Below are 13,537 nucleotides of genomic sequence, written 5' to 3' on the forward strand. Positions count from 1 at the left end.
GGGCTGAGCAGGCCGAACCGGGCCGGACTGAGCGAGCTGAGCCGAGGTGGGCGGTACAGGCCGGGCTGAGGGGGGCTGAGCCGAGGTGCGCGGCACAGGCCGGGCTGAGGGGGCTGAGCGCGCCGGGCCCAGCAGGCCGGACCGGGCCGGGGTGAGCCGGGCGGACGGGTTCTCCACCCCCGGGTGGAGAACGGCCGGGCTCCGCCCGGTTTTCCACCCCAGCTTTCCACCCGCGCGCCGATCCGGTGCGCGCCCGGCATCCCTACTTTCGTGGGCATGGAAACCACGCAGATCGTCCTCATCGCCCTCGTCGTCGTCGCCATCATGATCTACCGGCAGATGAGGCCGAGGCCCGTCGCCAGGCCGCAGGGGGTGATCATCCCCGTCGTGCTGGTCCTGATCGGTGTCAGCGGCGGCGGGCTCGTCGACGCTCATCACATGTCGCTGAGCGTCGCCGTGCTCGTCGTGGAACTCCTCGTGGCCGCCGGTCTCGGCGTGCTGCGGGCCATGACGACGCGCGTGTGGCGCGACCGGCAGGGCGTGGCGTGGTCGCAGGGCGGCGTCCCGACCCTCATCGCCTGGGTGGGCTCCATCGCCGTCCGGGTCGCGATGATGGTCCTGACCTCCTTCCTGGGCATCGCCTCGTCGCAGAACTCCATCCTCCTGTTCGTCGGAGTGACCCTCGGTGTCCAGTTCCTCGTCGTCGCCCGGCGGGCGAACGCCCTCCCCGGCGCGGCCGTACCCGGCGCTCAGACGGCCCGCTAACGTCGGGACGTGCCCACTCGTGACGGATATGTCCAGGCCGCCTGGGAGTCCAGCCGCGGGAACGCGATCGCCGGCGCGTTCCTGCGGCTGGCCGTGATCGCCCTGCTCGTCGGCGGGCAGGCGACCAGCCCGCCGGGATTCGGCCTGACGGGCGACCGGCTCGCCATCACCACGCTGACCGCCGCGATCGCCGTCACGCTGACGCTCATGGTCGTCATCCGGCTGCGGCCGATCCTGCCGATGCGCTGGAACGCCGGTCCGGCGGAAGCCGTCCTCATCGGGCTCACCCTCGCGGCGAGCATCGCCCTCGACAGGGTCTCCGACAGCAGCCCGGCCGTCGCCGTGCTCATGTTCTGCGTCGGGGCCGCCGCCGTACGGCACCCGCTGAAGTGGTCGCTGCCCATCCTGCTGCTGGCCCTGGCGGGCCTGGGATCGAGCGTCCTGGGGCTGCTGCCGCCACCGATCGCCCCGCAGGGGCAGGACCGCGACCTCGGCCTGTGCGTCTCGGTCTTCGTGGTCTTCGCGGTCGCCTACGCCATCAAACAGCGCAGGGCCGCGACCGCCGCGCAGGCGGGCGAGGCCGTGCTGGCCGAACGCGCCCGGATCGCCAGGGAGATCCACGACATCCTCGCGCACTCCCTGTCGGCGCAGATCGTGCATCTGGAGGGCGCCCGGCTGCTGCTGCGCGCCGACCGGTCGCAGGAGGCCCTCGACCGGGTGGAACGCGCTCGTGAGCTGGCCAAGAAGGGCCTCGAAGAGGCGCGAAGCGCCGTGGCCGCGCTCCGCGACGACGCCCAGCCGCTGCCCGCCGCGCTGGAGACGCTCGCCGAGGAGTTCCGAGACGCGACCGGCAGGCCGTGTGACGTCGTCGTCCATGGGCACGAACGCCGCCTGCCGCCCGAGACCGAGCTCGCGATGATCCGCACCGCCCAGGAGGCCGTCACCAACGTGCGGCGGCACGCCCCGGGCTCCCCCGCCACCGTACGGCTGAGCTTCGGCGACCGTACGTGCGAGCTGGAGGTGGTCAACCCCCCGAGCGAGAAACCGGGGACACCCGGAGGAGGATACGGACTCGTGGGTATGCGCGAACGCGCCGAGCTCCTGGGCGGCACCCTGGAGGCCGGCGAGACCGAGGACGGTTTCCGGGTCAGGCTGCGGGTGCCGGCGTGACCGCCCGCGTGCTCGTGGTCGACGACCAGGCCGTGGTGCGCGACGGGCTCGTCCTGCTGCTCGGTCTGCTGCCGGACATCGAGGTCGTGGGGTCGGCGTCCGACGGCGAGGCCGCGCTCCGCCTGGTCGCGGACGAACGGCCCGACGTGGTGCTGATGGACCTGCGCATGCCCCGCATGGACGGGGTCGAGGCGACCCGGAGGATCCGCACCGGCTTCCCGGAGACGCAGGTCGTCGTGCTCACGACCTACACCGACGACGAGTCGGTCTTCGCCGCGCTGCGCGCCGGGGCGCGCGGCTTCCTCACCAAGAGCGCCGACGCCGAGGAGATCGCCCGCGCCGTGACCACGGTGATGAACGGCGACGCGCAGCTCGACCCCGGCGTGCAGCGCCGCCTATTGAACACCGTCACCGGCGGCGGCACCGGCACCGCGCCGACCACCGAGGGACCCGTCGAGACGACCGGCCCCGCCGCCGCACCGCCGCACCGGTCGCGGTTCGCATCGCGCCACACGCGCGAGGCCCGGCACGCGGACCGGACGCCCGGCACACCCACGGATGCCGGCACACCGCCCGACGGGCTGACTCCGCGCGAGGCGGAGGTCCTGCGGCTCATCGCGCGCGGCCTGTCGAACGCCGAGATCGCCGCCACCCTGTTCATCGGCGAGACCACGGTCAAGACGCACATCAACAACCTCTTCGCCAAGGTCCGGGTGCGCGACCGGGCCCAGGCGGTCGCGTACGCCTACCGGACCGGCCTGGCCGATCCCCGCGAGGGCTGATCGAGGCGGCGGGCCACCCGGGCGGCGGCGTACCCGAGGGAGTTCGTCGCCACGTGGAGCAGCGCGGGCGCGAGCAGCCCGGCGCGGTGCCGCAGGCCGTGGAACACGAGCCCGGCGACCGCGGTGGAGGCCACCGTCCCCGCCACCAGCCGTCCCGTCTCCGCGAGCCGTCCCGCCTTGGTCTGGGGAGCGGCCTCGTCCGGGGTCTCCCCGGCGGCCGGCCTGCCGAGGGCGGGGTTGGCCGCGGCCATGTCGACGGCGGGCAACACGTGCCACAGCCCGAACAGCGCGGCCGAGACGGCGACGGCCGCACCGGGCGGCAGCGAACGGCCGAGCAGGGCGGGCAGCGCGCCGCGGAAGCCCACCTCCTCCAGCAGCACGGTCCCAAGGGGCACCTGCACCAGGGCCTCCTCCAGCACCCGGCGGCGCGACAGCGCGAGCGCGCGCTCGTCGCGGAAGAGCGCGCGGGTGCGGGGGCAGGCGACGCCCGCCGCGTAGACGGCCGCGACGCCGGCCGCGAGCGCGCCCCCGGTCACCGCCCCGGCACGGGCGTGGCGGAAGCCCAGCTCCCGCCAGGTGACGCCCTCCCTGCGGGCGATCAGCACCAGTGCACCGGTCGCGACCGCCGAAGTCAGCGGCGCCCACCGCCGGGCGACCCGGTTGTTGAGCACGTTCGCCGCGGCGAGCACCCCGAGAACCGCCGCCGTCGCGGGCTTCACCCGTCACCGTCCGGCGAGAGGAGCTCGCACAGCGCGTCGACGTACGGCTGGGCGGGCCCACGGTCACGCAGGGAGGTCGCGATGCCGATGAACCGGGACGGGCTGGGCGCCTCAAGGGGGATCGCGACCACGTCCGGGCCCGGCGTGAGCGAGATCTCCGGGATGAGCGCGACGCCCACCCCCGCGGTGACCAGGGACTGCGCGAAGAAATAGTCGGTGGCGCTGCACGAGATCCGCAGCTCGAATCCGGCCAGCTCGGCATAGCGGCGCAGGAGGTCCATGGTCTTCAGGCAGCCGAGGATCCAGCGTTCGGCGGCGAGCTCGGCCAGTTGGAGGCGGGCGCGCCCGGCCAGCGGATGCGTACGAGGAAGGACGACCCGGAGCGGGTCGGTCATCAGCGGGGTCCACGTCATGCCGGAGCGGTCGTCCGGACGGATCGGCGGCAGCCCGTCGAAGTGGTAGGCGAGGGCCAGATCGGCACGGCCCTCCCGCACCAGGGGCAGGCTGTCCTCCGGTTCGCGTTCGAGGATCGTCAGCTCGGCCTCGGGGTGCTCGGCGACGAAGCGGCTGAGCGCCGGCGGCAGGAGACGGCGGCCCCCGCTGGCGAACGTCGCGATGGTGAACCTGGCCCGCGCGGTCGAGAGCCGGTCGATGCGCTCCTGAGCGTCGGTCAGCTCGGCGGCGATCGTCTCGGCGGTGTCGACGAGCATGCGCCCCGGCTCGGTGAGGACCACTCCGCGCGTGCTGCGCCGCACCACGGGGACGCCGAGGCCGCGTTCGAGTGCGGCGATCTGCTGCGAGACGGCCGAAGGGGTGAGCCGCAGCGCGGCGGCCGCACGGTTGAAGCTGCCGTGGCGGGCGACCTCCCGCAGCACGCCGAGCCGATGCACGTCGATCAACAGATTTCCTAACGACCGGCTAAGAAGATCGCCACTACCGCTGACGACTATACGCGGCCACCCTGATCGTCATGAGCGAGATGTGCGTCATCGGCGGAAGCCGATACTTCGGCAGGCGGCTGATCGAGAACCTGCGCGACGCGGGGACGGCCGTCACGGTCGTCAACCGGGGATCGGCTCCGGCACCAGAGGGCGTGACGCATCTGCGGGCCGACCGCGACGACGAGGACGCCCTGCGCCGCGTCCTGGGCGGCCGCCACTTCGACGTGGTGATCGACCAGGTCTGCTACACGCCGGTGCAGGCGGCCGTGGCGCTGCGGGCGTTCGCGGGCAGGACCACGCGCTACGTCATGACCTCGACCGTCGAGGTGTACGCCCACCTCGACGGCCCGCCGCACACGGAAGACGTGGTCGATCCCGCGACCTGGCCGGTGGCGACGGACCTGCCGTGGGACGACCCGGCGTTCCTCGACGCCAGCTACGGCGAGGGCAAGCGCCAAGCGGAGGCGGTCTTCACACGTGACGCGGCGTTCGGCTTCGTCAGCGTCCGCACCGCGCACGTGCTCGGCGGCGCGGACTTCACCGGACGGCTCGCGCACTACGTCCAGAGGATCCGGGCCGGACTTCCGGTGATCGTGCATGAGAACCCCCGGCCGGCGTCGTTCGTCCACGAGCCGGAGATCGCGCGGTTCCTCGCCTGGGCCGCGCGGGCCGACTTCACCGGCCCGGTCAACGCCGCCTCCCACGGGACCCTCGACGTACGGGACCTGTGCGCGGCCATCGGCGAGCCCGTGTACGCCGTCGGTGAGGACACCTCGCCGTTCTCCTTCGACCGCGGCTATGCCATGGACAACGGCCGGGCCACGGCGCTCGGCTTCCGCTTCTCGCACGTCGCCGACTGGCTGCCGTCGGCCGTCCAGTCGGCCGTCCAGTCGGCCGTCCGATCGGTCGTCCAGACGACGCCGGCCGGGGAGGAGCGGACGTGCGCACCCGCCTGATCGGAGACGTCCCGGTGAGCGCCGTCGGCCTCGGCGCCATGCCGCTCTCCGTCGAGGGCAGGCCCGACGAGGCCAGGGCGATCGCCACGATCCACGCCGCCCTCGACGCGGGCGTCACCCTGATCGACACCGCGGACTCCTACCACTGGCACGCCGGCGAGATCGGCCACGACGAACGGCTGATCGCCCGCGTTCTCGCCTCCTACGGCGGCGACGTGAGCGGGGTCCTCCTCGCCACGAAGGGCGGCCGCGGCCGCCCCGGAGACGGCTCGTGGACGGTGAACGGCGACCCGCGCCACATCAGGCGGGCGTGCGAGGCGTCGCTCAAGCGGCTCGGCACCGACGCGATCGGGCTCTACCAGCTCCACAAGACGGACCCGGACGTCCCCTTCGCCGAGTCGGTCGGCGCGCTCCGCGACCTGCTCGACGAAGGCAAGATCCGGACGGCCGGGATCTCGAACGTCGGCGTGCGGCAGATCCGCGAGGCCGACCGGGAGCTAGGCGGCCGTGACTCGACCGGCCGTGACTCGACCGGCCGTGACTCGATCGGCCGTGAGAAGTCAGCAGGTCACCAAACCCTGGTTGTAGCCCTGGGCGAACGACCGCTGGCGCTGTTCCGGAGTGCCGTGGGCGTCCGGAGTCCACCAGACGTCGGTGGGGTCGCCCGCCGCCTGGAGGTTGATGAGCAGCTCCTCCTCGTCGCCCTGCTCCGCTCTCAGCACTCCCGCCTGGATGAGGCCGCCCAGCGCGGCGCCCGCGTAGCAGTCGGCCTGGAGCTCCCGCTGCACGTTGAAGCTGAAGTTGTCCAAGACCTGGGCCTGTACGGCATGCCCCAGCTCATGCGGAATCACGACGTAGACCGCCCCGTCGCCCAACTGGTCGTACATCGCCTTGAGCCAGACCGCGTCGTAGGCGATGAAATGGCCGATCGGGCAATAGAAGGCGTTTTCCGGCACGGCCGCCTGCCCACCACAGTCGGGACCATCCGTGCCCTGATAAGCCACGAAGCGGGTGATCGGGCGATATACCGTGTCGTTCTCCTGGAAGCGTTGCGCCCAGAACCACTCGGTCAGGCACCGGGCGAGCATGACGTCGCCGGGAAAGTCGTCACCGTTGCTCTCGCACGGCGCCCCCTGGGACGCCACGTCTCCCGGCTCAGCCCGGTCGGGCGGAGAACCGGTGAGCGTGCCGCAGGAGACGACAAGGGTCGCCAGGAGCACAAGCGCGGCGAGCATTCGGCGAGTCATTGCCATACGAATACCCATCAATGCCCGCAAAAGTGGGCACCGTAGCCGAATTGCAAGGTTTCACATGCCCCAGGTGTGGACGGGCTCGTTGGTGTGCATGTGTTCCAGATAGCGCAGGGTCATCCGGCGCAGCGCCTCATAGTCGCCGCCGAACGCGCGGGCCGTCCTGACCTGCCAGTCCGCCCCCGTACGGCCGGTCACGCAGCGCCGCTCGATGATGCCGAGCAGCCGGTCGCGCTGGACCGGGTCGACCCCCCACAGGTCGAGCCCGTGATAGGCCATGGGCAGCAGCCTGCGCAGGATCAGCTCGGCGGCGGGCACCTCCCCCATGCCGGGCCAGTAGAGGCGGGCGTCGAGGCCATACCGCGCGGCGTTGCGGAGGTTGTCCTCGGCCGCGGCGAAGGACATGCGCGTCCACACCGTCCGCTCGGCCGCCGGGAGCACCCGCATGAGCCCGTAATAGAACGCGGCGTTGGCGGCGATGTCGGCCACCGTCGGCCCGGCGGGCAGCACGCGGTTCTCCACGCGCAGGTGGGGGACGCCGTCGGAGACGTCGTACACGGGCCGGTTCCAGCGATAGACGGTGCCGTTGTGCAGGCGCAGCTCGTGCAGCTCGGGCACCCCGCCGTCATCGAGCACCCGCCTCGGGTCCTCCTCGTCGCACAGCGGCAGCAGCGCGGGGAAGTATCGGACGTTCTCCTCGAACAGGTCGAAGACCGACGTGATCCACCGCTCCCCGAACCAGACGCGCGGCCGCACGCCCTGGACCTTCAGCTCCTCGGGCCGGGTGTCGGTGGCCTGCTCGAACAGGCTGATCCTGGTCTCGCGCCACAGCTCCTTGCCGAACAGGAACGGCGAGTTGGCCGCGACCGCGACCTGCGGACCGGCGATGGCCTGTGCCGCATTCCAGTGGTCGGCGAACCTCTCCGGGCTGACCTGCAGGTGGAGCTGCACGCTCGTGCACGCCGCCTCGGGGGTGATGCTGTCGGCATAGGTGTCGAGCCGGTCCACCCCCTCGATCACGAGGTGCAGGTCCTCACCCCGGGCGGCGAAGATCTGCTCGTTCAGCAGCGCGTAGCGGGGGTTGGCCGACAGCGTCCCCTCGTGGACGTCGCTCTCGCGCAGCGTCGGCAGGATGCCGACCAGCATGAGTTGCCCGCCGACCCGCGCCGCCCGCTCCTGCGCCCGGTTGAGGCGCAGCCGTACGGACTCCTCCAGCAGGCGGCCGCCCTCGCCGGCCAGCACCTGGGGCGGGATGTTGATCTCGACGTTGAACTGGCCCAGCTCCGTCGCCCAGTCGGGCTCCGCGATGGCGGCCAGCACCTCGGCGTTCTTCATCGCCGGCTCGCCCCGGGAGTCGACGAGATTCAGCTCGATCTCCAGGCCCGCCTGGGGCCGGTCGAACGCGAACCGCGACTCCCGCAGCATCTCGGCCAGCACGTCGAGCGACAGCTTCACCTTGTCCCGGTAGCGACGGCGGTCCTCCCGGCTGAAGGAGACGGAGGGTACGTCACGGCCCATGCACTGAGCGTCGCACGCCGGTAGGCGATCGCACCAGACGGGTCGGCGCGGACGGGTTCGCGCATACGGCTTCGCGCATACGGCTTCGCGCGTACGGGTCGCGCGTACGGGTCGCGCGTACGGGGTCAGACCAGACGTCGTGCGGTGGCCCAGCGCGACAGCTCGTGCCGGTTGGACAGCTGCAGCTTGCGCAGCACGCTCGACACGTGCGTCTCGACGGTCTTCACCGAGATGAACAGCTCCTTGGCGATCTCCTTGTAGGCGTAACCCCGGGCGATCAGCCGCAGCACCTCGCGCTCCCGCTGGGTGAGCGAGTCGAGCTCCGGGTCGATGGGCGGGGCCTCCGTCGAAGCGAACGCGTCGAGCACGAACCCGGCCAGCCGCGGCGAGAACACCGCGTCGCCCTCGGACACCCGGATGATCGCGTCGGTCAGCTCGGCGCCGCTGATCGTCTTGGTCACGTAGCCCCTGGCGCCGCCGCGGATGACGCCGATCACGTCCTCGGCCGCGTCCGAGACCGACAGCGCGAGGAAGCGCACCTGGGAGCCGGAGCCGAGCACGCGCCGCAGCACCTCCTGGCCGCCGCCGCCCGGCATGTGCACGTCGAGCAGCACCACATCGGGCTCCAGCTCGCCGATCGCCGTCACCGCCGACTCCACGTCCTCGGCCTCGCCGATCACCTGGATCGACGGACCCAGCTCGGCCCGTACGCCGGACCGGAACAGCCGGTGGTCGTCAACGATCAGCACGCGTACGGTCTTCATTTTTCCCTCTTCATGGTCAGCATGACCTCGGTTCCGTCGCCCGGCTCGGTCCTGACCCGGGCGCTTCCCCCGTTGCGTTCCATCCTGCCGATGATCGACTGGCGGATGCCCATCCTGTCACCGGGGACGTCGTCGAGCACGAAGCCCTTGCCCCGGTCACGGACGAACACCGTCACCTCGTCGGGCTCGACCTCGGCGTAGACGGAGACGACCGGAGCCCCACTGTATTTGCACGCGTTGACCATCGCCTGCCGGGCCGCGTGCAGCAGTGCCACCAGGCCCTCGTCGAGCTCGCAGTCGCCCACGCAGACCACCTCGATCTGCACGCCGTGGGCGTCCTCCTCCTCGGCCGCGACCCGCCGTACGGCCGCCGCGAGGGTGGCGTCGGCGTCCTGCTTGGGCTGGTAGAGCCAGTTGCGCAGCTCGCGCTCCTGCGACCGGGCGAGCCTGGCGACCTCCCGCGCGTCGTGGGCGTTGCGCTGGATCAGGGTAAGCGTGTGCAGCACCGAGTCATGGACGTGAGCGGCCACCTCGGCCCGCTCCTCCTGCCTGATGCGCTCGGTGCGCTCCCGCTGCAGCTCCTTCATGAGCGTGGCCAGCCAGGGCGCGGCGATCATCAGCATGCCGCCGACGACGACCGCCGTGAACACGAGCCCGGTCCTGGCCTTGGCCAGCTCGCCGCTCGCGGCCAGGAAGCCGATCGCGCCCACGACCACCAGCAGCGCGCCGATACCGGTGCGCACCCAGGTCGTGCTGACCTGCTTGACCGCGCCCGACATCCACCGCTGCCGCCGTCCCGGGTCGGCCTGCTGCCACAGGATCAGCGCGCCGATGCCGCCGACCGCGATCGGCCACGTGCCGAACCCCCCGCTGGAGGCGCCCGTCATCCACGCGAAGCCCGCCAGCGCCAGCCACAGCACGCCGTACGCGGCGAGCTGGCCCCATTCACGGGCCGGCGCGCGGCCCTTCACCTCCTCCTTGGGGGTGAACACCCACAGCGCGGCGTACGCCACGACGCCCAGCCCGTCGATGACGGTGAGCAGCACGAACGCGAGGCGCAACACGACCGGGTCGAGCCGCAGCTGGGCGGCGGCGCCCTGGGCGACGCCCGCGACCACCCGGCCCGAGGCGGGCCGGACCATCCGGGGATACGCCGCGGGGGCGTTAGGCATCTCAGACATCTCGGAAGCATCGTCACACGTCACTGGCCATGAGCGCATCAGGGCATGCCCTGACGCCACCCCTGAGGGCTCGGGGACGAGTCAGGGGTGAGCGCGTCCGTCGTCTTGCGGCATTTCGTGTGCTCTACCTGGAGGTTTGCCCCGGCAGAACCACTCGCGTTCGCATGGTTACGGATACTGTTGGATCACGCCATCGGCTGTGGAGCGGCCAATGCGTGTATGGCGTATCACTGCTGGAGGAGCGGCGGGGCATGTCCGAAGAGCCACTGGATCGCGAGAACGAACCGGAAATTGCGGTCGAGTTGGATTCGACCGGGCACAGCATCGGCGTCGAGCGGGAGATGGAGGACGAGGAGGGCCCCTCGGAGCCGTTCGACCCAGAGAAGATCGACGTCACGACACGGACCCCCACGGTGGATTTACTCCTTTCCCGGATCCGGCGTAACGTCCTTGATCTACAGCCGGATTTTCAACGGTTCGCGGGTATTTGGACCCAACAAGCACAGAGCCGACTGATCGAGTCCATGCTGCTGCGCATTCCGCTACCGACCTTCTACGCTGCCGAGACGGACGACGAGCGCTGGGTCATGATTGACGGGGTGCAGCGGCTCACCACGATCGCCCGCTTCGTCGATCCGGACAGCATCGGTATGCCGCCTCTGACCTTGAAGAAGCTGGAGTATCTGGGAAAGGACTACGAGGAGAAACGATTTTCCGACCTTCCCGGCCGGCTCCAGACCCGGCTGCTTGAGACCGAAGTAGTGGTCCACCTCATCCGGCAGGGCACACCAGAATCGGTCATGTTCAATATCTTCGCCCGGATCAACACGGGAGGACGGCCCCTGAGTCGCCAAGAACTGCGGCATGCGCTGATCCCCGGTCGCGTACGGGGCCTACTACGGGAGCTGACAGAGTCCGAGGCATACCAGAAGGCCACGCTTGGCTCGGTTCGCCCAGAACGCATGGATGATCGCGAAATGGTGCTTCGCTTCATCGCATTCCGGCTCACCGGGCCGGAGCACTACCTGCGGCAGGACTTCGACGACTTCCTCCGCGATGCGATGCACAAAGTCAACGGGCTCGGGGAGGGGGACGTATCACGGCTGCGAAACGAGTTCGCCCGGAGCATGCATGCCGCGCATGAAATCTTCGGAGACTACGCCTTCCGCAAATTCAATCTGAGAGAATCCCGACGGCGGCCAATCAACAAGGCCCTCTTCGAAGCGGTCTCCGTCGGTCTCGCCCGGCGAACGGACCACGAACTCGGCATTCTACGCAAACGACGGGAGCAGGTGTTGTGGCAGCTTTCCGCGCTCCTCGAGGAGCCCGCCTTCGAACGGTCCGTATCCCTGGCCACCGGCGACATCGGGAAGGTGAAGCTACGGTTCGGCGCGGTTGAATCTATACTGAAGGGGCTGGCCCGTGATTGACCGGCTCACCATCACGAACTTCAAGGCGTTTGCCAACGCGCAGATCCCTCTCAGTCCTTACACCTTGCTCTCCGGATTGAACTCCAGCGGCAAAAGCACGGTGCTTCAAACCCTGGCCCTCTTGAGACAGTCCCATGACGCGCTTCACGAGGAGGACGGAGGCTTCCTGCTGAACGGCGATCTGGTCGAGCTTGGGGTGGGGCAAGACGTTCTCCACGAGGACTATGTCGCATCGGACGGCGCGGAACCACGAATCCAGCTCGCCTTGCGCTGTGAAGGCATCGACTACTCCTGGTCCGCCCGGTATGAACGTGAGGCGGATCTCCTCCGGCTGGATGAGCCGCGTGATCGTCCTGCCCCCGTCCTCCCCCCAGCACTGTCCGGAGCAGGCTTCCAATACCTTCGCGCCGACCGCATCGCTCCCGCGGTGAGTTACCCCCGATCCCACGAAATCGCCGTCAGGCGCGGATTCCTTGGGTCGCGCGGCGAGCATGCGGTCAATTTCCTGCGCCACTTCCAGGACGAGCCGGTTCTGCATGAGCGCCTCCATCATCCTCAAGGAAAGTCCCGCCGCCTGCTCGATCAGGCTGAGGCATGGATGCAGGAGATATGTCCCGGTGTCAACCTTCAGGCAGACGCGATCGAGGGCACCGACTCGGTTCGCTTGAGCTTCCGTTTCGGCACTGCCGGCCTCTCCGCCAGTAACCGATACCGACCGACCAACGTCGGTTTCGGACTCACGTACGTCCTGCCAGTGGTGGTGGCCTGCCTCACCGCGAAGCCCGGTGGTCTCCTGCTCATCGAAAACCCCGAGGCCCACCTGCATCCTCGCGGGCAAACCGGGATGGCCATGCTCACCTGCGCGGCCGCGGCCGCCGGAGCTCAGGTGGTGGTCGAAACCCACAGTGACCACGTGCTCAACGGCGTCCGGCTCGCCATCAAGGAGCGGCATTTCCCCGCTGAGCACGTCCTTCTGCACTACTTTCGCAGAAGCACTCGCGGGATAGAGATATTGAATCCCACCGTGGGATCCGACGGGATGCTGTCTGATTGGCCCGAAGGCTTCTTCGACGAGTGGGAGCGTTCACTGGACCGTCTCCTGGATTGACCCGCGCCGGAAGGAACCCCCCGTGACCGTCCTGCTCTTCTTCAACGAGCTTTCCACTGCCGTGGAAGGGCCCCACCACCGGACCGACGAGGTCATGGCAGAGTTCGTAGACCTTCTCAGGGCCATTCATAGCTGGCGTAGAGACCTCGCCCTCGTCACTCCTACGCCGTTCAAGTCCATCGAGCTCACGCCGGGCTACTCGGTTCAGCGGTGGATCGCGTCCAGCGGCGCCAACCAAGATCGTTGGCGACTGATCCAGGCGATCCGAAATCGTGCCCCCTTTCAAGCCGTCCTGCCCGAGGGCGCGGACGCGGACGTCGAATATCGACACGGCGGTCGGCTTGCTGGAGGACTCGGAGCGGCACACCTTTCAGACGGTCTGGCGGTCAGCCTCTCCTATGACACGGTCTGGAACAGCGCCTGGGTCGGCCTGCACCAGAAGATGGTCGCGGAGGACGACCACGGTGAGGTGAAACTACACGAGGACACCGTCAAGGTTCGCCACGCCACCACCCACCAGCATGCTCTGGAACACAAAGACTGGGTCCAGGAGATCGGGCGGGACGGCATCACATCAGGGTCCGCAATCTGGGAAATCAGAGAAGATCGCTTTCCTCACCTCACATTTCTTCCTCGCATCGAGGGTGATCTACACAACCTGCGGCAGGACTGGATACAACCTGTTTTCACCGCATTGCTTAAATTGGAACGATCCATCGCAGACTGGGGCACCAACGCATCCGCCTTACCCTTTTGGCACACGAAGGTCAGCCAGGAGTTCGAAGGCCGGGAGCAACTGTGCCACTTCGAGGATCTCGACGGATCGACGAGGATCTTCGAATGGCATGCCCGATTCACTCCGGGAGCGGGTCGTCTCCACTTCCGTCTGGTGACTGAGGATCGTACGGCCAGGGTCGCCTACATAGGCCGCAAGCTCGGCATCTGAGAGCCCT

13 protein-coding genes and 1 pseudogene are annotated in these 13,537 nt (G+C 69.5%); 8 read left to right on the forward strand and 6 right to left on the reverse strand.

Going from position 1 to position 13,537, the window contains the following annotated elements:
* Nucleotides 1–276: 276 nt before the first annotated feature.
* Genes HCK04_RS08635 through HCK04_RS08645 form a run of 3 tightly spaced genes read left to right on the forward strand, consistent with a single transcriptional unit; the run spans nucleotide 277 to nucleotide 2,717 of the window.
* Complete coding sequence (locus tag HCK04_RS08635; protein WP_142646638.1) at nucleotides 277–765, forward strand: hypothetical protein; 489 nt, start codon at nucleotides 277–279, stop codon at nucleotides 763–765.
* Between the two features lie 9 nt (nucleotides 766–774).
* On the forward strand, nucleotides 775–1,935 hold the full coding sequence (locus HCK04_RS08640; protein ID WP_142646640.1) for a sensor histidine kinase: 1,161 nt from the start codon (nucleotides 775–777) through the stop codon (nucleotides 1,933–1,935).
* Complete coding sequence (locus HCK04_RS08645) at nucleotides 1,932–2,717, forward strand: response regulator transcription factor (protein ID WP_142646642.1); 786 nt, start codon at nucleotides 1,932–1,934, stop codon at nucleotides 2,715–2,717. Before HCK04_RS08640 ends, HCK04_RS08645 begins: the two co-directional genes overlap by 4 nt.
* Here the strand turns inward: HCK04_RS08645 and HCK04_RS44100 are convergent.
* Nucleotides 2,681–3,436 carry a CPBP family intramembrane glutamic endopeptidase gene (locus HCK04_RS44100; RefSeq protein WP_142646644.1) on the reverse strand — a complete coding sequence of 252 codons (756 nt, stop codon included), beginning with the start codon at nucleotides 3,434–3,436 and terminating at the stop codon, nucleotides 2,681–2,683. The genes HCK04_RS08645 and HCK04_RS44100 overlap by 37 nt on opposite strands.
* Complete coding sequence (locus tag HCK04_RS08655; protein WP_260617174.1) at nucleotides 3,433–4,326, reverse strand: LysR family transcriptional regulator; 894 nt, start codon at nucleotides 4,324–4,326, stop codon at nucleotides 3,433–3,435. The genes HCK04_RS44100 and HCK04_RS08655 overlap by 4 nt, the downstream gene beginning before the upstream one ends.
* 80 nt (nucleotides 4,327–4,406) lie before the next feature.
* On the opposite strand from HCK04_RS08655, the gene HCK04_RS08660 reads away from it, so the two are divergent.
* Nucleotides 4,407–5,333 (forward strand): NAD-dependent epimerase/dehydratase family protein, encoded by a 927-nt coding sequence (locus HCK04_RS08660; protein WP_142646649.1) that lies wholly within the window; start codon nucleotides 4,407–4,409, stop codon nucleotides 5,331–5,333.
* Between the two features lie 14 nt (nucleotides 5,334–5,347).
* Nucleotides 5,348–5,812 (forward strand): annotated as a pseudogene (locus HCK04_RS08665) (aldo/keto reductase); the annotation flags it as partial.
* A gap of 81 nt (nucleotides 5,813–5,893) precedes the next feature.
* Here the strand turns inward: HCK04_RS08665 and HCK04_RS08670 are convergent.
* From HCK04_RS08670 to HCK04_RS08685, 4 genes are all read right to left on the reverse strand, one after another.
* Complete coding sequence (locus tag HCK04_RS08670) at nucleotides 5,894–6,568, reverse strand: neutral zinc metallopeptidase (protein WP_240971181.1); 675 nt, start codon at nucleotides 6,566–6,568, stop codon at nucleotides 5,894–5,896.
* Between the two features lie 72 nt (nucleotides 6,569–6,640).
* A complete protein-coding gene (locus HCK04_RS08675; RefSeq protein ID WP_142646653.1) occupies nucleotides 6,641–8,101 on the reverse strand; it encodes a glutamate-cysteine ligase family protein in 1,461 nt (486 codons plus the stop codon).
* A gap of 125 nt (nucleotides 8,102–8,226) precedes the next feature.
* Nucleotides 8,227–8,865, reverse strand: coding sequence for a response regulator transcription factor (locus HCK04_RS08680; protein WP_142616464.1), 639 nt, complete (start codon nucleotides 8,863–8,865; stop codon nucleotides 8,227–8,229).
* Entirely contained in the window at nucleotides 8,862–10,046 is a 1,185-nt protein-coding gene (locus tag HCK04_RS08685; RefSeq protein ID WP_142646655.1) for an ATP-binding protein, read from the reverse strand. The genes HCK04_RS08680 and HCK04_RS08685 overlap by 4 nt, the downstream gene beginning before the upstream one ends.
* Nucleotides 10,047–10,297: 251 nt before the next feature.
* On the opposite strand from HCK04_RS08685, the gene HCK04_RS08690 reads away from it, so the two are divergent.
* From HCK04_RS08690 to HCK04_RS08700, 3 genes are read left to right on the forward strand one after another with little or no spacing between them, the layout of a single operon-like run.
* A complete protein-coding gene (locus tag HCK04_RS08690) occupies nucleotides 10,298–11,476 on the forward strand; it encodes a DUF262 domain-containing protein (protein ID WP_142646657.1) in 1,179 nt (392 codons plus the stop codon).
* On the forward strand, nucleotides 11,469–12,584 hold the full coding sequence (locus tag HCK04_RS44105) for a DUF3696 domain-containing protein (protein WP_142646659.1): 1,116 nt from the start codon (nucleotides 11,469–11,471) through the stop codon (nucleotides 12,582–12,584). The genes HCK04_RS08690 and HCK04_RS44105 overlap by 8 nt, the downstream gene beginning before the upstream one ends.
* Nucleotides 12,585–12,606: 22 nt before the next feature.
* Nucleotides 12,607–13,530: a hypothetical protein gene (locus tag HCK04_RS08700; RefSeq protein WP_142646660.1), complete on the forward strand. Its 924-nt coding sequence runs from the start codon at nucleotides 12,607–12,609 to the stop codon at nucleotides 13,528–13,530.
* The last annotated feature ends 7 nt before the right edge of the window (nucleotides 13,531–13,537 follow it).

Origin of the sequence: Microbispora sp. CL1-1 (genome assembly GCF_012034195.1) — a bacterium.
In the GTDB taxonomy this organism is placed as follows: domain Bacteria; phylum Actinomycetota; class Actinomycetes; order Streptosporangiales; family Streptosporangiaceae; genus Microbispora.